The 22,543-nt window shown below is 67.3% G+C and carries 18 protein-coding genes; 13 read left to right on the top strand and 5 right to left on the bottom strand.

Annotated elements, in window-relative coordinates:
- Positions 1-6: 6 nt before the first annotated feature.
- The gene (gene pglX, locus OG344_RS12215) at positions 7-3,618 is read right to left on the bottom strand and encodes a BREX-2 system adenine-specific DNA-methyltransferase PglX (RefSeq protein ID WP_405088318.1); all 3,612 of its coding nucleotides are present in this window, start codon (positions 3,616-3,618) and stop codon (positions 7-9) included.
- Positions 3,615-8,051, bottom strand: coding sequence for a BREX system serine/threonine kinase PglW (pglW, locus tag OG344_RS12210; RefSeq protein ID WP_405088317.1), 4,437 nt, complete (start codon positions 8,049-8,051; stop codon positions 3,615-3,617). Before pglW ends, pglX begins: the two co-directional genes overlap by 4 nt.
- Before the next feature lie 253 nt (positions 8,052-8,304).
- Between pglW and OG344_RS12205 the strand changes: the two genes are divergently transcribed.
- Entirely contained in the window at positions 8,305-8,754 is a 450-nt protein-coding gene (locus OG344_RS12205) for a hypothetical protein (RefSeq protein ID WP_405088316.1), read from the top strand.
- A gap of 18 nt (positions 8,755-8,772) precedes the next feature.
- Here OG344_RS12205 and OG344_RS12200 read toward each other — a convergent pair whose 3' ends face one another.
- Positions 8,773-11,943: a tetratricopeptide repeat protein gene (locus OG344_RS12200; RefSeq protein WP_405088315.1), complete on the bottom strand. Its 3,171-nt coding sequence runs from the start codon at positions 11,941-11,943 to the stop codon at positions 8,773-8,775.
- Between the two features lie 118 nt (positions 11,944-12,061).
- Positions 12,062-12,379, bottom strand: coding sequence for a hypothetical protein (locus OG344_RS12195; RefSeq protein ID WP_405088314.1), 318 nt, complete (start codon positions 12,377-12,379; stop codon positions 12,062-12,064).
- 123 nt (positions 12,380-12,502) lie between these two features.
- On the opposite strand from OG344_RS12195, the gene OG344_RS12190 reads away from it, so the two are divergent.
- Positions 12,503-13,063 (top strand): NUDIX hydrolase, encoded by a 561-nt coding sequence (locus OG344_RS12190; protein ID WP_405088313.1) that lies wholly within the window; start codon positions 12,503-12,505, stop codon positions 13,061-13,063.
- Here the strand turns inward: OG344_RS12190 and OG344_RS12185 are convergent.
- Positions 13,044-14,165, bottom strand: coding sequence for an XRE family transcriptional regulator (locus OG344_RS12185; RefSeq protein WP_405088312.1), 1,122 nt, complete (start codon positions 14,163-14,165; stop codon positions 13,044-13,046). The two genes, OG344_RS12190 and OG344_RS12185, sit on opposite strands and share 20 nt — an antisense overlap.
- A 217-nt stretch (positions 14,166-14,382) precedes the next feature.
- On the opposite strand from OG344_RS12185, the gene OG344_RS12180 reads away from it, so the two are divergent.
- From OG344_RS12180 to OG344_RS12130, 11 genes are all read left to right on the top strand, one after another.
- Positions 14,383-14,793, top strand: coding sequence for a hypothetical protein (locus tag OG344_RS12180; protein WP_405088311.1), 411 nt, complete (start codon positions 14,383-14,385; stop codon positions 14,791-14,793).
- Positions 14,790-15,092, top strand: coding sequence for a hypothetical protein (locus tag OG344_RS12175; RefSeq protein ID WP_405088310.1), 303 nt, complete (start codon positions 14,790-14,792; stop codon positions 15,090-15,092). Before OG344_RS12180 ends, OG344_RS12175 begins: the two co-directional genes overlap by 4 nt.
- 92 nt (positions 15,093-15,184) lie before the next feature.
- Positions 15,185-15,901, top strand: coding sequence for a GntR family transcriptional regulator (locus OG344_RS12170; protein ID WP_405088309.1), 717 nt, complete (start codon positions 15,185-15,187; stop codon positions 15,899-15,901).
- A gap of 40 nt (positions 15,902-15,941) precedes the next feature.
- A complete protein-coding gene (locus OG344_RS12165; protein ID WP_405088308.1) occupies positions 15,942-16,418 on the top strand; it encodes a hypothetical protein in 477 nt (158 codons plus the stop codon).
- 152 nt (positions 16,419-16,570) lie between these two features.
- A complete protein-coding gene (locus OG344_RS12160; protein ID WP_405088307.1) occupies positions 16,571-17,002 on the top strand; it encodes a plasmid replication, integration and excision activator in 432 nt (143 codons plus the stop codon).
- A complete protein-coding gene (locus OG344_RS12155; RefSeq protein ID WP_405088306.1) occupies positions 17,002-17,277 on the top strand; it encodes a hypothetical protein in 276 nt (91 codons plus the stop codon). Before OG344_RS12160 ends, OG344_RS12155 begins: the two co-directional genes overlap by 1 nt.
- A 141-nt stretch (positions 17,278-17,418) precedes the next feature.
- Positions 17,419-18,858 (top strand): FtsK/SpoIIIE domain-containing protein, encoded by a 1,440-nt coding sequence (locus OG344_RS12150; RefSeq protein WP_405088305.1) that lies wholly within the window; start codon positions 17,419-17,421, stop codon positions 18,856-18,858.
- Entirely contained in the window at positions 18,845-19,006 is a 162-nt protein-coding gene (locus OG344_RS12145; RefSeq protein ID WP_405088304.1) for a hypothetical protein, read from the top strand. Before OG344_RS12150 ends, OG344_RS12145 begins: the two co-directional genes overlap by 14 nt.
- A 35-nt stretch (positions 19,007-19,041) precedes the next feature.
- Positions 19,042-20,616 carry a replication initiator gene (locus tag OG344_RS12140; RefSeq protein ID WP_405089080.1) on the top strand — a complete coding sequence of 525 codons (1,575 nt, stop codon included), beginning with the start codon at positions 19,042-19,044 and terminating at the stop codon, positions 20,614-20,616.
- Positions 20,613-20,804 carry a helix-turn-helix transcriptional regulator gene (locus tag OG344_RS12135; protein ID WP_405088303.1) on the top strand — a complete coding sequence of 64 codons (192 nt, stop codon included), beginning with the start codon at positions 20,613-20,615 and terminating at the stop codon, positions 20,802-20,804. Before OG344_RS12140 ends, OG344_RS12135 begins: the two co-directional genes overlap by 4 nt.
- Positions 20,801-22,165 carry a tyrosine-type recombinase/integrase gene (locus OG344_RS12130; RefSeq protein WP_405088302.1) on the top strand — a complete coding sequence of 455 codons (1,365 nt, stop codon included), beginning with the start codon at positions 20,801-20,803 and terminating at the stop codon, positions 22,163-22,165. Before OG344_RS12135 ends, OG344_RS12130 begins: the two co-directional genes overlap by 4 nt.
- Positions 22,166-22,543 lie beyond the last annotated feature (378 nt).

Raw genomic sequence — 22,543 nt, 5'->3', positions numbered from 1 at the left:
GCGCTCCTACTTCCTGCGCCCGCGCCCGGCAGCGGGCGGCCGCCAGCCGGCGAGATCGTCGTCGGTGAGCTTCAGGTTGCTCGCCATCTGGTCGAGGAAACCCGCGTAGATCTCAGCCGGGCTGGCGCCATAGGCGGCGTCGAACTCCCCATGCCACTGCCGCACCCACGGCAGCACCTCACGCAGGCCGGCCAACAGCGGCGCCAGCCGGTCGGCACCCCAGCCGTCGCTCTGCTCGCGCTCCACGATGAGGGTGGCCAGGCTCTGTGCCTGCTCGCGGTGGTCGAAGCCCGCCCAGCCGAGCAGCAGCGCCCCATCCTTCGTGGACGACGCACCGTCCCGCCCCGCGTATGGGTAGGAGACGAACCGCTCCTTCGGCAGGTCCAGCTTGCCGCGGTTACGCCAGTAGGAGGGCTTGAGGAAATCGCCCGAACCGTACTTCGGCGGCACGGGGATCGCATCCCGGATCTTCTTCTTCGCCTCCTGCGACTCAGCGGCGTCCTCGGCGCGCTGCCGATCCCACACGTCTTCCCAGTCAGCGCGCTTGCGCAGGCCGGAGTCCTTGTAGCGGAGCGCCGCAAGGTACGGCACGTGCTCATCGGCCACCAGCTCAGCGACGACCTTCTCCAGGTCCTTGCCCCCGGCGTAGAGCTCGGCCACGGACACCACGTCGGCGTCGCGCCGCAGCGCGTCGGCGAGCTGCGCGGTGGTCAGCAGCCGAGGCTGCTCCATCCCGTCCACGTGATGGAACCACAGCTCCCGTGCCTCAAACCGATCGAGCAGCCACTCCCGCAGGGCCCGTTCCTGCATCGCGTCGAAGCCCTCGGAAGCCCAGCGGCGCTTGCACTCCGGCCGTTCGATCAGGCCGATGTTGCGGTCCGATTGGATCAGCGCAATGCGCTTCTCCACCACGGCGCGATACTCCGCAGGCCAATGATCGGGCAGCTCCGTAATCGGCTTCGAGTTGTGCCGCGAGAACCACTCGGTCTCCACCTCGCCAGCTGCCATCTTCCGGGCGAGCACGATCTCGAACGCACGCTCACCGAGGTTCAAGTCTGGCACGGCGTCCGCCGGGGCGGTCAGATCGTCGTCCAGCAGCCCGTAGAGAGAGTAGACCTCCCAGTCCAACTCCTCCTGCGCCGCGAACATCCTGCCGAGCGTCGTGTACCAGTTGTCCCGCGCCCTCGCGAGCGCGTCCCCTGTCGGTACGGCTTGCGCAGCCACAGTGGAAGGACACACCGATGCCAGCCGTTGCGCCAGCGCATCCAACTGCCGCCCTCGATCTAAAGGCAGCGTCTCTGGCAACGGGAACTCCTGCAGCTTGGTCCCCGTGAACTCGTAACTCCATGACCACGGCTGGTCGGACCGGCCTCCACCCGAGTTACCGGCTCCCCCTTTCTTCTGGCTTACCTGCTTGAGCCAGAAGCATGCGGTGGAACTATTGAGCACTCCCAGCAACTCCAGGTGCTCGTCCTCCGTCGCCCCCTCCGGCAACTTGATCACTGGCGCGGACTGTTTGAAGACCTTCCCACCCCGATCCAGCACGAAGTGGTTATGCGAAGCAACGAAAGCAAACGCAATCGATAGCGGGGTCCTGAGCTTGTTGGCGGTGAGGCGCCCATACTCACTCCAGCGAAGTCCACCCTCAATCTTCGACTTACCGCCGAAAAGTAGATTGCGGGAAATAACCGTTCGACCCGGCCACATGTACCTGAAGAGGTTTCGCTCGCCCTCAACAGTTATGGGTCGAAAGTCCTCATCGTAAGGGAAAATTGCGTCGTCGAGGTCGCCGCAATCCCAGTCCCGCAGCGCATCCCCGACACACATGGATCGCCGGAACTGAATGGGGATTCCAAGTCGACTAGCACTTCTCATCGGAAGCAGGTACAGGTCGTCTTCCAAGGTAAAGCTCGTGATCCCGATTGAGTCGGCCATTGCGTCCAGCAACCGTCTATCGTGCTCCACGGCTTCTTGCAGGTCACCTGCCCCACCGCCTGCGAGACTCCAAGGGAACCCTGCGAGCTGGTCTCGCTTCTGATCAGAGACACTGATCCATTCGCTCTCGGTTCCTGCTCGATCGATCTGATTGGTGATCGCCTGCCAGACCAGACCCTTGCTGGGATCCTCGGGCGCGGTGGGTTCGCCACGGATTCCCATCACCGTGCGAATGGTCTCGCCTCGGGCATACCGATAATCCTTGTTCCGACCCACAAGGATCACCGTTGGAGTGCCATGGCCGGGGATATAAGCCCCGGACGTGTCGATGACATGGGTGAGTTCGATCTTGTCCCGGAAGAAGCTCTCGATGAGGACTTTGCCGAACTCCCTCTTCATGAAGGAGTTCGCGGTGATCTGGCCTACGTATCCGGAGCCGCGCCCATCAGCGCCAGCCGTACGAGCGAGCTGGTAGAAGCGCTGCGCGAAAGGAACCGATAGGGCGTACTTGCCGGAACACGCGTCATACAGATCGCGGTAGAGCTGGTTGAGCTTCTTGTCCTTGACGGTGATGTAGGGCGGATTGCCGACGACTACGTGGTAGCGGCCCTCGTCGAGGATGCCGGGGAAATCGTCGCGGTCCTCGGTAGCGTAGTGGAAATCCGCGAGTGCCTGGTCATCGTCGATGCCGGTGATCGCGCGCTGTGGGTGCTTGATCAAAGCGTCACCGATGGCGATGTTGAGGTTCCCCAGGTCATGGTTTTCGAGGTCCGCGAGCGAGGTGAAGCCCGCGGCCTTCATCGCGGCGATAAGCAGCCGGAAACGGGCGATCGCCACCGCAAAGGGGTTGAGGTCCACACCGTGAACCGCGCCAAGCGCTAGCCGAACCAGCTCCCGCTGGTCTCGGGCGGGCGCGAGCCGTACCCACTCGTCGAGCAGCCGGTGGAACGCGCCAAGCAGGAAGTGTCCGGACCCGCAGGTGGGGTCGATCACCTTAACGGCGTCGTGGCCGAACTCGGCGATCGCTGGCGTCAGCGTGTAGTCGAGGATGAACTCCTCGACGAACTCCGGAGTCTGCAGCAGCGCGAAGTTCTTCCTCGCGGCCTCGGACAGGTCCTGGTAGAGGTCCCCGAGGAAGCGGGTGTCCCAGTCCCCCGAGTCGAAGGAGTGGACCAGCACGCCGGACTCGCCGCGCCGCCGCCAGAACGCGAGCAGCCCCTTGGCCGCGTCGTGCGAGAGTGGGATCTGGTAGAGCGGGTTGTGCTTTACGTCGAAGAGTAGGTGACCGGCCTGCGACCGGCCGATCTCGGCGAAGGCGGCCAGCAGCCACCCTCGGTCAGTCTCGGCAGGGTTGGCGCGGAAGAACTCCTCCTGCGCCTCCTCCGCGAAGAGCAGCGCGTCGTGCGTGGACCCGGCGATGTACTGCTGGGCGAGCAGCGCGTTGTCCTCGCAGAAGCGGACGAACACCGTGCCTAGCGCCCACGCGGCGGCGGCCTGGGTCACCCGCTCGTCGCGCCAGGACGCCCAGGTGGCACCGGTGCGGCCGAGCTTGAACGCCCGCTCGTACTCCGCGCGGAGCCTGGCGCGGACGTCGACAACCGACTCGGCCTGCTCACGCAGGTCGACTTCCAGCGACTTCACCTGCTTGACGAGGTCGTCCTTGAGTGCCTTGGAGACGATCACGACGCCTTGGCTCCGCTTCTATGTTGGTTGGCCACCCATGCGTCGGGCAGCACGATCCATTCGTTGGGGAGTTGGGCGGGCACGAGCATCCCGTCCAGGCGGGGCTGGTGCCCTGGGTTGTTCATTGGGCAGAGCAGCCAGACCGGCGTGTCGCCCTGGCGGGCGCCTGCGGCGAGGTCGAAGAGCAGGTCTCCGGCGTCGTAGCGGGCCAGGGGGGCCGCGTCGTAGACGAGCAGCGGCCCTCCTGCCTGCTGTTCGGCCCCCTTCTCTACTAGCGCGGCGAGACGGTGCGCGACGAGCTGCCACGCCTGGTCGGCGTACTCCCTGAGCTTGAACGCCGCCTTGCTGTTGGGGGCGGCGATATCAGCGTCGAGGATCGTCTCCCAGGTGGGTCTCTTACCGGGCGTGACCTGCTCCTGCATGGCGTGCAGGAACAGTTTCGCCAGGCTGACCGGCCGGGCTCCGAAGCGGGAGACGAGTTCTCCGCGTGCCCTGCCGTACAGGCTCAACTGCACGGTCAGCGCGCGGAAGCCGCCCGCCGCCAGTGCCGCGTCCGCCGAGACTCGCAGGCGTTCCTCGGTTCGCAGGGCCTCGGCGAGTTCAGGGGTCTCGGCATTCCAGCGGCTTGAGCCGGTGCGGGTCGCGCGGCGGGTGAGCGGCCGGCCGGTCGATGCTTCCTCGGCCTGGGGCGAGACGTAGCGGTCGACCCGCCAGCGCACGTCGAATCCCGCGTCGCGTAGCAGCGCGTCCAGCTTCGGGTGGTTCGGCAGGGGCTGCAGCGCCGGGAAGCGGGCGCGGACCTTCTCGTGAATCTGCTCGGGGGTAAGCCCGAGAGGCCTGCCGTCCCGCATGACCGCGGGCACGACACCGGCCTGGGTCAGGCGCAGCGCCCGGACCGGGGACAGATCGCGCGGGTAGATCTCCAGCCGGGCGGTCGCCGCCGCACGGTCGGAGGAGGTGGCGGCGAGGAAGACCAGCCGCCGGTCATCGAGGATGACCTCGGCCCCTGGGACTTTCACCGCGCGGAGTTCGCGCAGCACGGTGGCTGCGGTGGGCAGCACCTCTTGGGCGGCCAGCCTGTCTGCGGCCTTGCCGAGGGCGTCGGCGTAGTCGAGCAGCGCGGGACCTGCGGGTGTGTCGGGCGCGTCGCTCTCGGTGGCCTCCAAAGCCACCATGATCCGGTCTCGGTGTCTGCGGGTGATGAGCCGTGGTTCGCCTTGCACTGGGTCGATTTCGACGGCGGCCCGGACGGCGGCCATGGCGATCGCCCGGCGCAATGTACTGCCGGTGCGGGCCGAGCCGCGCCGGGCGAGGATTGATTCGGCCAGTTCGGCCGCTCCCATGACGCGGCCGCTCCCGGCCAGAAGTGTGATCACTTCATCGAGGACGCTGCGGACCAGCGGCTCGTCGCGCCAGCGTGCGCGCTGCTTGACCATGATCTGGGCGATGCGGCCTGAAGTGACCTGTGGCCGTAGTTCCATCGCCACTTGGGGCTGCTGCGGCCACGGTGGGAGCGGTGAGGGATCGCCGGCGGGGCTCGGGAGGCCGAGGAGGAGCCGGGTTGCGTCCACCTCGGTGGCGTTGCGCCTGTTCGCTAGGAGGTCGGGGACGAGTAGGGAGGCGATGATGTCGAGCCCGACCCGACTGAATGCCTGGCTCTCCTCTTCGGTACCTGCGGTGGCGTGCGTGGTCTCGGCCTTGGCCGCCTTTTTCTCGGCGGTCGCCAGCGGCGACATCTCGTTCTCGCCCAGGCGTGCCCGCCAGTCCCGGATCCGCCGCTGGAGCTCCTGTCGTGTCTTCGCGCCCAGGCCGGGCAGGTTGAACAGCGCCTTCGACGGCAGGTCGAGCAGATCCCCGACCGTAGTGGCCTCGAGCCGGGCTGCCGCGGAGACTGCCCGCTGCGTGAGTCCTGCAGCGTCCAGCACTGTCGCCCGCGTTGCGGCCTCGGCTGCTTTGTCTCGGGCCTTCTGCGGGGCGTCGTCTTCCGCGGGAAGGGTGCCCCTGCCCGCGGTGTCGTCCGGATGATCGGAGCCGACCGGTGGAGCGGCATCGGAACGCTGGAAGACGATTCGCCAGGCGGTCATCATCTCCTTGAGCGTGTCGAACCGCTTCTTGGCGTCCCGGTGCAGGGCCCGCTGGAAGAACTCCACGAGCCCGTCGCGGATCGCGGGGTCGAACGCCTCCACCGCAAGAGTGGGTGGTCCCTCAGTGAACCGCGCCTCGGTCTTGCCGTCGCCCCATTCAGGCAGTTCGCCCGATGCCATCTCGTGCAATGTGACGGCCACCGCATAGCGCTCGGCGTGCGCGTCGTACACCTGGCGCGAGGCCGTACCCAGGAAGGGGTCCAGATAGCCCGGAGTGCCCGCCTGGATGTCCTTCACCGAGATGCCGGCCAGACTGAAGTCGAACAGGACAAGCTGGCGGGTGCGGTTGGGCCGGATCCTGATCGCGATGTTGTCCGGCTTGATATCCCGGTGGGTGACGCCCTCGCCTTCCAGGAAATCGACCGCGCCGAACAGGTACTCGCTGAACACCTCCAGCTCGTCGGGGCTGAGCCGCCCGTCCTCGCGGATCTTGCGGGCGACGGTGTGCTCCCCGGCATGGTCGAGCACGATGAAGGTGCGCCCGCCGACGCGCAACGGCTCGTCGCGCGCCAGCCTGATCACCCGGGAGTCGCTGCCGAGGCGGCTCAACACCGAAGCCTCGTGCTCCAGCCTCGACGCCTTCTCGTCCGAGAGCGCGACCTTCAGCACTTCCTTCCTGCCCGAGTCGAGGTTCTCGGCGAGAAAAGCGCGTGATGTCGACCCGGTGCCGAGGCGCTTCTCGATCCGCCATGTACTGTCGATGACGTCCCCAGGGCGGGCGTCGAGCGGGTCAGGCTCCTCAGCTGCAGGTACGGCTTCGTCTTCGGGGTGGGCGGTCTCCGGAGCGGTCGCTTCATCCTCGACCAACTCCAGCATCTCGAGGAACTCGGCCACCGTGGCCAGGCGCTGGGTCGGCACCGGAGCCGTCGCCGCCTGCACCATCTCGTCCATGAACTCGGTGATCGAGTCGGCAACCGTGGAAGGGCGCAGCCCGTTCTCCTTGGAGAGCCGGGTGAACAGCTCGGTGCGCGTGTCCGCGGGTGGCTGACCGGTGAGCAGCAGGTAGGACAGCGCCCCGAGGCCGAACACGTCCATCGCCACCGGGTCGGGGTTGGGCGCGGAAAGCTCCGGCGCCAGGTAGGCCTGGGCAGAGGCCTCGATGTGCTCACCGGCATGGCTGGTTATCGAGCTGAGCACCATCGCCTCACCGGTGCTGCCCGCAGAGTCGGCGCCCCTGGTCGCGGTCTGCCAGTCGCTGATCTGCACCTGCGGCCGGAGCCATCCGGCTTCGCGACCGCGAGCCGGGGTGACCAGAATGCTCCGCGCCGACAGTGCCCGGTGGTAGAGGCGCCTCCGGTGAGCGTAGGAAACGGCCTCGGCAAGCTGGCGCACCATGCCCAGCCGCGCGTCCAGGTCGAGGCTCTCACCGTACTGAGCCAGATAGTGGTCGAGCCGCATGGCCTTCGGGTGATGCCGGAAAATCAGCGCGGGGCCGGCCTCATGGGGCTCCATCGTGTCGACCTGGACGATGCCCGGATGGCTGATCCCGTGCAGAACAAGCATCTCCCGCCGGGCGGCCCGCTCGATGCTCGCCCGCATGGCCTGGTCAGCGTTGCGCTCCACCAGATAAATGCGAATCCGCCGCTTCTCCGACTTGAGCTGGGAGTGCTCGGCATGATGGTCCTGCCAGGTCGGTCCGACGTCGAACGGACGGGTCTCCAACTGCCACGACCCGACCTGCAGGTGACGCCTGCTACGGGCGATTCCGACATCCTCCAGCAGCGTCGTCAGCTGCCGCGACAGCGTCGGCGTCAACCGCCTGCGATCGTCCTGCGGCGGCCTGCGGAGCAGGTCCTCCCAGATCTCGGGAAGATTCTCCTGCCCCTCGGTTCCATAGATGCCGTGCAGGTGGTGATCAGGCAGCTGGATCTGGAGGGACGGGACCGAGAGGAACACCGCGGCCTGAATGAATGGGATGTGCTCGCGCACCCCTCTTTTAGAGGCCGCTCGCTGAAGGAGCGTCTTGAGCTGCTTGGCCTTGGAGTCGGCCAAGTGCAGAGGATTATCGAACGTGCGCGTCCCCGACCCTGACGGGTTCCGCTGGATCCAGTTGGAGCCGCTCGCGGTCAACCGGCCATGCAGGCTCTTGATCTCGATGAGGTGGAGGCCGCTGGGCGCGGCAACCAGCAGGTCGACCTCGCGAACGTGGCCCGTATCGGCGGTGAAGGTGAAGTTCGACCAGGCGCGGTACGGCTCCGCCTCCGGGAGCAAGCGGCGGACATACTCCAGGGCATCACGCTCGTGCTGGAACTGGGAAGGCGTGACCGTGACCCACCGGCCCTCGTCCATGCCTCTCCTGTCAAGATCAATGAATGTAGCGACAGCCACGATAGAGACAGGTGGTACCTATAGGTAGACATGTGTCTCTTTTGTAGCCTCATGACTATAGCCAGGAGATACGATCACGCGACAAGTCGGTCACATGTGGCGATACCGACAGACTGTGCTCGCTCTGGAACGATCCCGCGACCTGGACACCGGCCATGCCTGAGACGTGGCCACCGCAGGACGTCAAGATCACCTCACCCATCGAGGACAACCCATGCCCGAACTGACCGGCGAGCCCCGCAAGACCACCGCCGAGATCCTCGCTGCCTGGCCCTCTCCAACGATGATCATCGATGCGAGTTATGGCGGCCACATATTCGCCGTTCTCCGGGAGTGGCGTGACGGCCTGCCCACCGAGCCGCCCGTCCCGACCGACGAGGAACTCGCCGACCTGGAGATGGACGAGGACGGCTGGTATGAGTACCAGCACAACGAGCGTCGGCCGCCGCTCCATCTGGTCACCGACGAATGGATGCCCACCGAAATCGCCGAACGCTTCGGAGTCGGTGACGGCGGCTTGGGCATGGACTACTGGCCCGCTGAGTACCTCTATCCGTCAGAAAAGCTGGAGGACCTCGAACGGGCCCTCCGTGACCTCGGCTTCACCGTGATCCGTGGAAACCTCGATAGCGATGGCGCATTCCTCGACAGATGGCTCCCCTGAAGGGTGTAGGCCGCACTCTTATTCCTGGCTCTCGTCCACGCGCTCTTCCTCAGCCAGCACTCGGGCCAGGGCCTGTCTGGCCGTCTCCCGCCGGGATCGATACACCGGATCCTCGACACAGATCTGGTCGTAGATCGTAATCGCCTCTTGGAGCTGAATGGCGGCCTGGGGGAGGTCGCCGAGCCGGTGTAGCGCATGCCCGGCGTCCTCGTGTGCCTGGACCTGGAAGAAACGCAGGCCCGAGTGGCCGGCCTCGACGAGAGCGTGGAGCAGCTCTGTCGCCTGCAGGCTGGTGAGTGCCGCCTCCGCGAACTGGCCTGCCCGAATCAGCGCCGACCCGAGTCTGCCGATCGCCAAAGCCCGCTCGGCCTCGGCATTCTCGATCACATCGCCGAGGCCATGGAGAAGCGCAACAATGATCCGTACGGCGAGCACCTCATCGTGGGGGCGGCGAAGCGAGCAAAGCTCCCCTGCCAGGTTGGTCAGGGACCGCAGGATGCCGACCGGACCGTCATGCCCAGGGTCGGCGAAAGTGACGTCGCCGGCGACCGCTGCGAGTTCGCGCAGCGCCTGAGCAAACGCGGGATCGAAGTGCGGGTTCATTTCCGGAACCAGCCCTGCACTGAAGTCAGCGGCGGTCACGTCGACCCCGGCGAAGAAATCCACGGGGTACCGCTCATAGCCTCTGGCGAGATCGGTCACGGTCAACCCGCCTGGGGCTTCAGCGACGGCGGCTGCCGCCGTGGGGACGGTCAGCTCCTCGGCACGGCGGAAGGCGTTCTCAGCCGGGACCTCCCGCCCAAGCGCCCGCAGCACCCGGCCGAGTTGACGCAATGACTCGGCAAGCGCGGAACCGTGCCGGGCACCCAGTCGTTCCCGCACGCTTACGGCGCGGCCGGCCGCTTCCAGCGCCTCGGACAGACGACCGCATGCAACCAGATATTCCGACAGGTCGTCCAGGGTGACACCTAGATTGGGCAGATGAGGGTTGCCCTCCTCCTGTTCAATGGGGTCGAGCAGCGCGATGGCGCGGCGCGCCAGCCGTACCGCCTCTTCGGGGTCACCGAGCTGTGCTCGACACCAGGCCAGCTTGTCCAGACAGAACGCGTGCAGCGCCGGCACCTCCGGGATGTCCATGCACAGGGCATCGGCGCGCTCCAACACGGCGACGGCGTTCTCCAGCGGAGGTATCCCGGTCAAAAGCCCGCCGTAGTCGATCAGAGCCTCGGCCAGCTCTACCCCGCCCCGAGCCTCGAACATGTTCACCCGAATCGCGGTGGCTTCCGCGGCCCGATGAAAACGGCCGAGCGCCGCGGCGAAGTCGGAGGCGGCCCGTAGTGAGGACAGCAGGTCTTCCTCGATCGCCTCCGGGTCCTTGGCGTACAGTCCGTGCCGGATGCTCGCGGCGCGGGCGGCGGCCCTCCAGGCCTGCTCTAGGTCACCAAGCGCCGCCCGATATCCGGCCAGGTTCGCCAGCACGACCGCCAGCTCGCGAAGATAGCCCGGCTGTTCCGGGGTCAGTTCGTCGTAGTAGGCCACAGCGCGTTCAGCCGCCTCGCAAGCTAACTCGTCGCGGCCCAGATGGTGCAGGCGGACGGCGAGACCGTTGAGGGAGTTGGCCAGGTCGCCGACGTTATCGGTCTGTTCGTACAGAGCCACGGCCCGCTGCGCCGCGTGGGTGGCCTCCTCATGCCGCCCAAGAGGGCCGAGCTTGTTGGCGAGGTTGTTCCATGCGCTGGCCAGCGCGCTCCGGTAGGTCTCGGGATCGTCCTCGGCCAATTCCTGCCAGAGAGCCAGGGCCTTCCGGCTGGTGGCCTCGGCCTCCTCGTGGCGGCGGGTTCCCGCCAGGCTGCTGCCCAGGTGCCCCAGCGCTCGGGCGTGGGTTTCCCTGTTCTCAGAGCGTTCCGCGATCCGCACCGCGCGCTCGGCCGTACGCAGCGCAGCCTCGTGATGACCGCGGTGGAACTGGAGCTCGGCCTGCCATCCGAGAAACCGCGCGTAGGCGACGAGCCAGACGGGATCACCACCGCTGAGAATCTTGTAGCGACGAGCGGTCACCAACACGACCGACTCGGCTTCGCCAAGGTATCCCTCGCCGGCCAGAAGTCGGGACAGGTGATCCAGAAGGCCGGTGAGCCGCTCGGCCGGGTCAGGTGGGCAACTGGATGCCGCCGACAGCAGGATCTCCTTGGCCTCCAGGAGACGGCCATGCTCGACCAGGCGCCAGCCATAAGTCACCTTGGCCTGCACCGCGTCGGTCGCATCCGCGAGCTGTACGGCTTCCGCCGCCGCGTCGAGCGCTTCCTCGTCACGGTCCACGGCGGACAGAACATCCGACAGCAACAGCAGGGTCTCGGTAAGGAAGGGCAGGCACCACTCCGCCGCCAAATCCCGGTAGGTGTCAACCGCACGAGCGGCGAACTGGACCGCTTCCCCGACCCGGCCGAGCTCGTACAGCGCGGCTGCGCGCAACCGCATGACATCTGCCAGTTCCCCGCGGAAGCCGGGAAACTCCGGTGCGAGCTCCTGCATCAGCTCGATCGCCCGATCCGAGACCGTGAACGCCTCCTCGTGCTCTCCGCACCACATGAGCAGACCGAACAGCTCTTTGCAGGTCAACGCCACATCTGGGCGGAACCGGGGGCTACCAGCCAGGCAGCGCTCGTAGAACCGCAAGGCCTCCCGTTTGGCCGCGGCGGCCTCCTGCGGCCGGTTCAACTCGGCCAGATTGGTTCCGCAGTCCCGTACGGCCCGCGCGTAGAGACCCAGGGTGCCGTCGTCGTCGAACATGTGAGGGCGGAGCACCGCCGCGCATTCCTCGGTGTATACGAGGGCCTCGGCCGGTCGGCCGTACCCGGTGAGGCTGTGCGCGAGCATGCCGAGGGCGTTGGCGTAGTTCAGCGGATCCCCTGCGCCGCGCAGAAGCGCCACCACCAACTCTCGCGCGGCCACGAAGTCGTCGGCCCTGCCCAGCCGCTCAAACTCAGAGCCCAGCCGGATGACCTCATCCACCAGGAGATCAGCCAGTTCCGCCGGGCCCGGGTCCAGCCCGGGAATTGTCAACTGCTCGGCGATCCCCGCCGCATCAGCCCGAAGCCGCAGACCGGCGAGCGAGTAGGCGACCGTGATGTCGAAGCCCTCAGGGGTGAGCTCGCCCAGCCGACGGTAGGCCTCGCTGATGTCCACCATGCCCTCACAAGATCCTCAAAGGTGATATCGGGGTAGATACTGCCGAAATCTCGATCAATCTGGAACGTCCCAAGGCGTATTTTCGGAAGATCCGCTTGTGCCGGTAGGTCGTGAGCGATCAGAGCAGCGGCGCGAGGGAATCCGGCTGCTCCGCGATCCGGCGCAAGACAGCCACCGGGCCGTCAGCGTGGTGGTCCGGAGGGATCAATCGCAGCGCGGAGGCCAGGACCGAGATGCTGATCTCCTCGCTGGCGCGAGTCGCCTCAGAAGGCTCGTCCAGCGAGGAGATCAGCGTGTCGGCGGACGTGATCTGATCTCTGCAGCTTGCGCAGACGGACTGGCCCCATTCGGGGACGTCGTAGCGCCAGCAGATGACACAGGCGGTGCGCTGCGCGAAGTTGGCCCGCAGGCTCTGCCTGCGTTTGGGATTCTTCATTCCGTGCACTCCTTGAGGACGGTTTCGGAGTTCCTTGCAAGCGGGATTCGGACGCGATGCCTCCGGAGGCCGCCGTCCAGGTTTCCCGTGTACGCCGGTGATGTTGGGCGGTAGCTTCGCTGTGTGGCTACCAACGAAGAGCGGTCGCGGTGGGTCGTGCACGGTGAGCGGCTGATCTATGACAACCGGTGGATCCGGCTCGGCCTGGTGGACGTCGAGATCCCGGATGGGGAGCGGTTCGAGCATCACGCGGTGCATCTGGACCGGGCGGCCATCGCTGTGGTGGTCGATGAGCAACAGCGGGTGCTGATGATGTGGCGGCATCGGTTCTTGTTCGACCGGTGGGGTTGGGAGCTGCCGGGCGGCCTGGTCGACGCGGGGGAGGACCCGATGGCGACGGCGGCTCGTGAGGTGGAGGAGGAGACCGGGTACCGGGTCGGGGAGATCGAGCACCTGGTGACCTATCAGCCGATGGCCGGCATGGTCGACTCCGAGCACAACCTGTTCCTTGCCCGCGGTGCCGAGTTGGTGAAGGAGCCGAGCGGGGAGATCGAGGCGGACCTGATCGAGTGGGTCCCGATGAAGGAGATCCCGGAGATGATCGCCCGGGGTGACATCTGGACCTCGGGGACGCTGGTCGGTCTGTACGCGGCCCGTGATCGGCTCAACGGAGCGCGCGGGTAAGTCTCCGGGTGAGTTCGTCGATGCGCTTGTGCTGTCGGCGTGAGCCGGTCATGGTCGCCAGGTGCTTCGCCCGTTGGATGTGGGGTTGGGCGGCTTCGGGGTCGCCCAGGGCCAGCAGTGCATGGCCCAGGTCGCAGCGAAGGGCGGCCTCTGCGCGGTTGTAGGTGCCGTCCATTCCGGCGAGTGCTGACCGTAGGTCCTCGATGGTGCCGGGGTCGCCGAACCGGACGAGGCAGTTGCCGCGCCACCGGGCGAGGTGATGGATGTCGAGCGACAGGTAGGGCATGGACGCGTCGCTGTGTCCGCTCGGTAGGAGAGCGGCGGCCTGGTCGAGGGCGGCGCGGCAGGTCGTCTCGTCGCCCAGGATCGCGGCGGCTTCGGCCTCGGCCGCTGAGAGCCATGAGCGCAGCCGGGCGGGGATGCGGTCGTGATAGACGGCCTGCACGTGCTGGAGGACTTCGGTTGCTTGGGCGGGCTGCCCCAGGTCCATGAGGACGTAGGCCTGTTCCGCGCAGACGTGGGCGATGACGGCGGGGTCGTCGGCTTCGCGTGCGGCGGCCTTGGCGTTCTCGTAGTGGTTCCAGGCGTCGTTGAGGGTGCCGGTGTTGATGGCCTGCCATCCGGCGAGTGACTCGGTCTGGGCGAGGATGTGGGCGAGTTGCGCGCGTATGCCGGGCCGTACCGCATGGTGGTGCGCGCGCTCTATCTGGGAGATCTGGGCGCGCATTTTGTCGGCGATGGCGGCGCTGCCGAGCCGGCGGTCCAGTAGGCGCAGGTTGTTGGTGTCGGTGTTGAGGATCATCACCATCGTGGGGTCGATCGCGGCGGCGGCCTCGATGCGGGCGGTGAGTTCCTCGGTCTGCTCCTGGTGCTCGTCGCCGTGGCCTGCGGTGGGTGAGGCGATGTCGAGCGGGGCCAGGCCGAGCAGTACGCGGGCGTGGTCGGGCAGGGCGAGGCCGGCGGCGATGCGCTCGTAGACCTCAAGGTCGGTGACCTGGCGCTGTCCGCGCATGAGCTGGCTGATGCGGCCTTGCGCGATGCCGGTGGCGGCGCTGAGGCGGATCTGGCTGGCGCCTGCGTACTTGACAGCGAGATTGAACAATCCCGCGATGTCTCGTTTTCTGAGGATTTCCCGGCTTTCGTTGCGATCCCATATGTGTGCGGGTATTTGGATCGGGTCGAACGCGTTCCCATGCATTCCGGCCTCCGGTCGTTTGCCCAGGCTGGTGGCGCATTGCTCGTGCTGGGGACTCTATATCTCCCGGTGATATATCCCCGTGGAATAGGAAGGAATTCTTTCTCGGCCCATTCTTTCCGACATGACAGCACCAGTTAAGTGCACCGCGTGCAACGGGCGCGGCTGGAAGATCGTCACCCGGCGCGGGCAGGTCGCGGCCGTGACGTTCGGCCTGGCGACCTCGTCGCGGGAGGACTGCCTGTACTGCGACGGCGGGCAGGTGGTCGTGGAGATGTTCGAGTGGGAGGTCTTCGTCACGGGCAACGGGACCGACGATCTCGGGCCGTGCGGAACCAGCGCCGGGCAGGCGACCTCGATGGACGAGCTGCGTAAAGCGCTGCGCCGGTTGGACCCGGCCCGGCAGCCGTGGGGCAGGATCACGCACCGGGTCTACGACTTCGGCACCGTGCCGGACGACTGGTCCCGCCGCGTCGTCTTCCGCGCGACGCTGGACGCGGCTGGTCAGGTCCACTTCGAACGGACCGACCGATGAGCAACCGCACCCCGGCATGGGGCGGGCCGTGCCCGTCCCCGCATCTGCCGCCCCTGGTGGGCAACGCCGAACCGCTCGCCTGGCACAAGCCGGGGCGGTTCGCCTGGTCGCGGGTGCTCGCCTGGACCTGCCACGAGCACCGCAACACCTGGTACGAGTTGTGTGCGGCGGGCGGACTTGCCTACATCCGGCGGTTCAAGGGGAGCCAGTTGAAGCCGAAAGTAGCGCAGACGCACGCCTGGCGGATGGCCGAGGCGCAGGCAGTGTGGCTTGCGCTGCTGTCCGGCCGGGTGAGATAGCCGTTCCTGCTGGTGGCTGAGGTCCTGACAGGCCTGTGCTTAGCCGCTACTGTGCTTATGCAGACAAGTGGAAAAGTGATTGGGCGCTTAACATGAGCATGGACTTCGCCCCGCCGAAGTACGCCCAGGTGATGACGGCGATTCAGCAGCGTATCCGGGACGGGGAGTACGCGCCCGGCGACATGCTGCCCTCGGAGACGCAACTCGTCCGGGAGTTCGGCGTCGGCCGCACCACCATCGTGCGGGCGCTGCAGACCCTCGCCATGCAAGGCTGGATCGAACGCGAACACGGCCGCGGGTCGTTCGTGAAGGGCCGCCCGGAAAGCCCGGCCGAGCGGGTGAGGCCCGGCCTGTCGACGGTCGAGCATCCCGAGAGCGCCGAGAACATTGTCAGTGTCGCCCGGGTGCCGGCTCCCCGGCACGTCGCCAAGCTGATGGGCGTGGACGAGCGAACCCCCGTGATCGCCCGCCAGCGCACCGCCCGGCAGGGCGACCGGGTATCGGCGGCGGAAACCCTGTGGTTCCCCTTGGAGATCGCCCTCGGCACCGACCTGGACAAGCCCGATCCACTACGGCATGGGGTCCGCCAGCACCTCCAGGCGGTCAAGCATCTGCGGATCGACCATGTCACCGAACGACTGACCGCGCGCAAGCCGACCAAGGAGGAAGCCGCCCTCCTCGGCTCCTCGTCTCCGGTTCTCGGCGTGCTGGCCACCGTGCACGACCCGGGCGGGGCGGTGCTCCTCGTGATGAGCGTGGCCTTGCCTGGTGATCTTCATGAGCTAGAAGATGTCTATCCCGTGGCATAGACCGACTTCGAGAGGTGCCGTGCAGACTGTGTCCCCTGCCGTGGGTGAGAAGCCGATCATCAAGCGGCCGTTCTGGCGCAGTCGAAAGGGGGCTTATGTCTTTGTGTCGGCGCTAATGATCCTTCTGCCTGCGGTTGGGCTGTTCTTCCTGGTCAAGATCCCTCAGTGGGCGGATGACGCGAAGCTGGCCGCCCTGGTGGACCGGTTCGAGAGCTATCCGCTTCCCCCGAAGACGGAGCGACTGGACTACAGCGAACCCGATGCTTCGATCGCCCTTCGCGGGAATGGCAACCATTGCGACTATCGCGCCCGATGGACATTCAGGACCCAGCTCACCGGCACTGAGCTCGCCGAGTACTACGCGCACGCCAGGATCGAGGGGGTCGAGAAGGGGCCGCCAAGCATCACGGTCTGGCTCGCGGAGCCGTCCAAGCGATCCGCTTACCCGGGCGAGTCGGTAGCGATCGTGGAACTCTACGACGGGACCAGCGCAGGACTCGACCTTCGCTGCACCTGAGCGTTGGGCTAACCCAATGGATACCTAAGTCTTACCGCGCTCGTTTCGCTTGGTTACTTGTGCGGACGAGTGGGCAAGACTTACAGTAGAACTCAATCGGACAAGTGGACGAGCGGATAAGCTGCTCGTCGCGAGAGTAAGGACCACATCGCATGGCCATCGCAGGACCCATCCCGATCGCCTTCGGGCACGTCTTCCCCCACGGCTGCTACCTGGTGGGGGAGGTCGAGCAGGTCAAGGACTTCACCGCCTCGACCGGCGGGCGCACCGTGTTCGCCAAGGACAAGACCACCGGCGAACTGGTCTGGCAGGTCGCCGTCATGGACGCCGACCCGGCCGCCAAGCTCGCCCAGAAGACGGTCGCGGTGAAGATCATCGCCCCGGTGCAGCCCGTCCCGCCGCCCTCCACGCCCGGCCTGCCCATCACCCCGGTCGAGTTCGAGGGCATGACGGTCACGCCGTACGTCCACCAGAACACCGGACGCCTGGCCTACTCCCTGCGAGCCAGGAGCATGCGCGCTCCCCGCCCCGGGGCCACGACCGGCAAGCAGACCGGCATGGCCGGTAAGGAGGCGGCGGCCTGATGCTCCGCGACCCCTACACCTACGTCACGCTCTCGCTCAACCCCGGCGCCCCCGCCAACGTCGGCATCTCGTTGTACTCGACCGAGGTGCGCGCCCAGGCCTCGGTGCTGGACTCCGGGCGGCCCTACTTCGCGATCACCAGCAGCAACGTGGACGTGACCGTCTCGACCATCGCGGCCGGGCCGGCCACCCCCCGAGACGTGGAGATCGCCCGGCAGATCTTCCAGGCCGCATCGCGCTACCTCGCCGACTGCGAGCGCCTGATCGAGCAGTAGCCGACCCGGCTCCGATGCCCACCCCTCCGGGCGTCGGCCACTCACCGGCCTGACACGAAAGCGGGGCCGCAGGAAGCGGCAACTTCCGGCGGCCCCTCGGATCTCCCACGCACACCGAATGCTTGAGAGGACTCCAGCCTAATGCTGAGAAGACTGCCCGGGGACGAGGCGCGTAACCTCGTCTCCACCACCCCGGACACGGCCGTGGTCTTCCGCCCGGCCGTCGTCAAAACCCCCGCCGTCGTCACCATCGTGATCTGGCTGGCCCGCCTGCTGCGCGGGCTGGTCCGGACGATCGGGCGGCACCCGATCGCCTGCACCGCCGCCGCTGCCCCCATCGTGGTCACCCTCGTGTACGGCTGGCGCATGGCCGTGGTCCTGGCCGGGTTCCTGCCCGCGGCCGGGCTGTCATGGGTGCTGCTGGAGCGCGAATCGTTCCTGCGCCTGGTCGGCTGGCCCCTGCTTGCCTGGTGGCGCCTGGTCTGGGTCTACCGGCGGCACTGGCAACCCGTGATGATGGTCTCCGGTCTCGGCCGGCACCTGCGCGGCCGGGACTACCTGCCCCGCCTGGTCACGGTCACCTGCACCTCCTGGGCCGACCTGGTCACCGTGAGAATGCTGGGCGGGCAGGCGGTCAAGGACTGGACCGACCGGGCCGACCACCTCGCCCACGGCTTCGGCGCCCGAAGTTGCCGGGTGTCGATCGCGCGGGCCGGTCGCCTCGTGCTGACCCTGCCCCGGCACGACCCCCTCGCCGAGCCTCTGCCGGCCGTCCCCATCCCCGAGGATGCCTCGGTGAGGCCGGTCGAGATCGGCCGGTGCGAGGACGGCACGCCGTACCGGCTCAAGGTCCACGGCACCCACGTCCTGATCGCCGGTGCCACGGGCGCGGGCAAGGGCTCCTACCTGTGGTCGACGATTCGCGGGCTGCTCCCCGCGATGCGGGCCGGGCTGGTGCAGGTGTGGGCGCTCGACCCCAAGCGGATGGAGCTGTCCTTCGGCCGCGCGCTGTTCGGCCCGCGCTACGCCGCGACCCCTGCCGAGTGTGCCGACCTGCTTGAGGCGGCCGTGGCGGTGATGCAGGAGCGGGCCGACCGGTTCGGCGGCAATCAGCGCTCCCACACCCCCACCCCGGCGGACCCCTTCGTCCTGGTCGTCGTCGACGAGGTCGCGTTCCTGACCGCCTACCAGTCCGACAAGCACCTCCGCGAGCGCACCAAAGCGGCGCTCGCCACGCTCACCACCCAGGGCCGGGCGGTCGGGGTCGGCGTCATGGCCGCGCTCCAGGACCCCCGCAAGGAGGTCATGAACATCCGCAACCTGTTCCCCGACAAGATCGCCCTCCGGCTGGACGAGTCCGAGCAGGTGGACATGGTCCTCGGCGATGGCGCACGCGATCGGGGCGCACTCGCCGACCGCATCTCACCGATACCCGAGCAGGGCGCGGGCGTCGGCTACGTCCGGCTGGAGACCTCGCCCGACCCCGTACGCGTCCGCGCGGCCTACGTCTCGGACGAGGACATCCGCGCCATGGTGGCGAGCTTCTCGGCTGGCAGGGCGGGGGCGCATGCCCGTGGTTGAGATCTCCCACCTCCTCGACGAGCTCATCTGCGCGGGCTGCGGCACCCGCAACGCGCTGTGGCTCTACCCCGTGCGGGGCGTCGTCGAGTGCCGCGAGTGCGGCGAGAAGGCAGTCGTGATCGTCGAGCCCTCCGGCGGTGACCAGTGACCACGACCGACAGGGCAACCCCGCGCGCCGTACGGATGGCTCAACCGCTGGCACGGGACGTGGTCGAAGAGATCGCCAAGCAGTACGGCGTGTGCATCCGCCCGGTTCCGCTGCGGCGCCAAGACATCCTCACCGGACAGGTTGAGGTCATCGACGTCCCCTGCGGGGCGACGATGGAGAGCAAGTGCCCGCCGTGCGCCAAGCGCAACCGGCAGCTTCGCCGGGCGCAGTGCCGGGAGGGCTGGCACCTCGACCACGAACCGATCAACCTGCCCGACAACGCCGATGAGTATCAGCGTCACCTCGTGGAGCTGCGGGCCGACGTCCAAGCCTGGCGGGACGAGGCCGAAAAGGCCGGCGGCGACACCACCGACCTAGACGCCGCGATCGTCGAGCTGGACGAGGAGATCAACGCCGCCGGGATGCGGGGCAACGTCCTCGGCCGGACCAGTGGGAAGCGGTCGCGGTCGACGAAGCGGCGGCAGGACGCGCCGGACCTGCCCAAGCGGCAGATGACCAAGACCACGCTCGGGCGGACCTTCACCGGCTGGGACGGCAAGGTCTACCGACCCTCGATGTTCGTCACCCTCACCCTGCCCTCCTACGGGCGGGTGATAGAGGGCGCGCCGCTCAACCCGGACGCCTACGACTACACGCGGGCGGCCCGCGACGCGCTGCACTTCTCCAAGCTCGTCGACCGGTTCGTGCAGAACCTCCGCCGGGTCGCCGGGTACGACGTGCAGTACTTCGCCACCGTCGAACCACAGAAGCGGCTCGCTCCGCACCTGCACATGGCAATCCGCGGCACCCTGCCCCGTGCGGAGCTGCGGCAGATCATCGCGGCCACGTATCACCAGGTGTGGTGGCCCTCGACGGATGACGTGCGTTTCGAGGGGGAGCACCTGCCGGTCTGGGAGGACGGGGCCGGCTACCTCGACCCTGACACCGGGGAAGTGCTGCCGACCTGGGAACAGGCCCTCGACCGGCTCGACCAGGACGAGGACGCCGAACCCCTGCACGTGCTGCGCTTCGGCGACCAGATGGACGTCAAAGGCGTGCTCGCTGGAACTCCGGACGCCGACCAGCTCATTGGCTACCTGTCGAAGTACCTCACCAAGAGCCTCGGCGACGCCCTCGGCACCGATGACCCGCGCCGCAAGGCACACGCCGAACGGCTCCTCGACGCCCTGCGATTCGAACCGTGCGCGCCGACCTGCCCGAACTGGCTGCGGTACGGGGTGCAGCCCAAGGGCGCCAAGCCCGGGATGGCTCCGGGCCGGTGCAGGGGCAAGGCGCACAAGCCCGATCACCTCGGCTACGCGGGCCGCCGCGTCCTCGTCTCCCGAAAGTGGTCCAACAAGACCCTGACCGAGCACAAGCAGGACCGCCGCACCTGGGTCCTGGAAGCCCTCGGCGTCGAAGACGAGCCCATCGACCCCCACCGCTACACCTGGAAGCCCGTCAAGCCCGGTGATCCCGACCTCGCGCCGATCGGCGTCCGACTCCTGCGTTCGGTCCACGAACGCCAGCGCTGGCGCAACCACCTCGACCGGCTCCAGGCCGAGGCAGACGGCCAAGATCTTTCGGCAACTGAAGGGAGGGCGGCATGAAGAAAGACGACAACCTGATGACGGTTCCCGAGATCCTCGACGCGCTCGGCGGCGTCTCCCGCCGGACCTTCTACCGCTGGCGCGAGATCGGCAAGGCTCCGGAGGGCTTCAAGCTCCCGAACGGGGAGATCCGCATCTACCGCAGCGAGTTCGACGCCTGGCTTGAGAGCCTCCGGGAGGCTGCGTGAACACCTCCTACGACGTGAAGTTCTGGGCCATCACGCGAAACGAGTCGAGCAAGACCCCTTCTTATGTCGTTCGCTGGAAGGTAGGCGGTCGGCAGAAGTCGAAGACGTTCAGGACCAAGGCGCTCGCTGAGAACTTCTTGTCCGACCTGCGGCAGGCCGCCAAGCGGGGTGAGCTGTTCGACGTGGAGACGGGGCTCCCCCTGTCGATGATCCAGGCCAAGAGCGCCCGGACCGTCTTCGACTTCGTCCAGGCTTACATCGAGATGAAGTGGCCGCATGCGGCGGCCAAGAGCCGTGACAGCGTCTCTGACGCACTCGCTACGGCGCTTCCAGCGCTGGTGAAGGAACGCCCCGGCCGTCCCGACGCCGAGACGCTTCGGACGGCGCTACGGAAGTACGCACTCCTGCCAGAGGGTAAGCGGCCTGACGCTCCCCCGGCCATGGCCCGAGCCATTCGGTGGCTGGAAGGGGCCTCGCTCGACCTGGCCGACCTCGGCGAGACGAAGACGGCACGGCTGGCGCTCGACGCGCTCGCGCTTCGCCTCGACGGCAAGGCGGCCAGTGCAAACACTGTCCGGCGTAAGCGGGCCGTCCTGCACGCGGTCTTGGAGTATGCGGTGGAGCTGGAAGAGCTTTCGGCAAATCCGCTGCACCGGATCAAGTGGAAGCCTCCCAAGACGACCGAGACTGTAGACCCCCGGGTCGTGGTCAACCCCCGGCAGGCTCAGGAGCTGCTGACCGCGGTGACGTATGTCGGTAAGCGGGGACGTGGCCGGCGGCTGATGGCCCTGTTCGCCTGCATGTACTACGCGGCCCTTCGCCCCGGTGAGGCCGTCGCCCTGCGCAAGGATGACTGCCACCTGCCGGAGCACGGATGGGGGCGCATCCTCGTCGACGTGTCCCGGCCTGAGGTCAACACTCAGTGGACGGACACCGGCGATGCTCACGAGGAACGGGGGCTCAAGCATCGCGGCCGTGACGACGTGCGGCCCGTTCCCATCCCTCCGGCCCTGGTCAAGATTCTTCGGCAACACATCGAGGAGTACGGCCTCAGCACGGACGGGCGGCTCTTCCAGAGTGAACGCGGGGGTGTGGTCGCTTCGACGGCCTACACGGAGGTGTGGCAGGAAGCCCGTAAACTCGCTTTCACCCCGGCTCAGGTCGCCTCTCCCCTGGCTCGTCGGCCCTACGACCTCCGGCACGCGGCCGTCTCCCTCTGGCTCAATGCGGGCGTCCCGGCGCCTGACGTAGCTGAACGAGCAGGGCACGGCGTTGACGTCCTCCTTCGGGTCTACGCGAAGTGCCTCGACGGGCAACAGGAAATCGCCAACCGGAGAATCGATGACGCTCTGGCGGCGTGACCGCCTAAACCTGGTCGCCAACTTCGGCTGATCTTGCCAACCTCTCCCGTTATTAGCAGAGCGGCGATCCGCGTGAAAAGCCATGGCGTGCCTCCGCCCCTTGACTGTGGGAGGGAGGCACGCCGCGTCTATCGTGAGCGCCGGACACTCCAGGGGCGAGAGCAGGCGTTGCAGCCGAAGGCGCGATCTACGTACTCGTCCGTGTCGATCCGGCTGAGATTCACCGGATCGTAGGACGCGCACCTCGGGCAGAGTCCATCTGGCCAATCCGGATCATGGAGACATATCGTGTCCATCTCCCGGTAGCACCTGCAACCTGGGCGGCACTTACCCGGGCGGCACTTACCCAACCACCACTTGAACCATCCTCCACGCATG

Source organism: Microbispora sp. NBC_01389, from assembly GCF_045040095.1.
GTDB lineage: Bacteria > Actinomycetota > Actinomycetes > Streptosporangiales > Streptosporangiaceae > Microbispora.
The sequence above is the reverse complement of the archived record's forward strand: the minus strand, read 5'-3'. Positions and strand labels throughout refer to the sequence as shown.

Coding starts and splice junctions, on each gene's coding strand:
- pglW (WP_405088317.1), bottom strand. CDS start 8,051: ATGGACGAGGGCCGGTGGGTCACGGTCACGCCTTCCCAGTTCCAGCAC.
- OG344_RS12205 (WP_405088316.1), top strand. CDS start 8,305: ATGCCCGAACTGACCGGCGAGCCCCGCAAGACCACCGCCGAGATCCTC.
- OG344_RS12200 (WP_405088315.1), bottom strand. CDS start 11,943: ATGGTGGACATCAGCGAGGCCTACCGTCGGCTGGGCGAGCTCACCCCT.
- OG344_RS12195 (WP_405088314.1), bottom strand. CDS start 12,379: ATGAAGAATCCCAAACGCAGGCAGAGCCTGCGGGCCAACTTCGCGCAG.
- OG344_RS12180 (WP_405088311.1), top strand. CDS start 14,383: ATGACAGCACCAGTTAAGTGCACCGCGTGCAACGGGCGCGGCTGGAAG.
- OG344_RS12175 (WP_405088310.1), top strand. CDS start 14,790: ATGAGCAACCGCACCCCGGCATGGGGCGGGCCGTGCCCGTCCCCGCAT.
- OG344_RS12170 (WP_405088309.1), top strand. CDS start 15,185: ATGAGCATGGACTTCGCCCCGCCGAAGTACGCCCAGGTGATGACGGCG.
- OG344_RS12160 (WP_405088307.1), top strand. CDS start 16,571: ATGGCCATCGCAGGACCCATCCCGATCGCCTTCGGGCACGTCTTCCCC.
- OG344_RS12155 (WP_405088306.1), top strand. CDS start 17,002: ATGCTCCGCGACCCCTACACCTACGTCACGCTCTCGCTCAACCCCGGC.
- OG344_RS12150 (WP_405088305.1), top strand. CDS start 17,419: ATGCTGAGAAGACTGCCCGGGGACGAGGCGCGTAACCTCGTCTCCACC.
- OG344_RS12145 (WP_405088304.1), top strand. CDS start 18,845: ATGCCCGTGGTTGAGATCTCCCACCTCCTCGACGAGCTCATCTGCGCG.
- OG344_RS12140 (WP_405089080.1), top strand. CDS start 19,042: ATGGCTCAACCGCTGGCACGGGACGTGGTCGAAGAGATCGCCAAGCAG.
- OG344_RS12135 (WP_405088303.1), top strand. CDS start 20,613: ATGAAGAAAGACGACAACCTGATGACGGTTCCCGAGATCCTCGACGCG.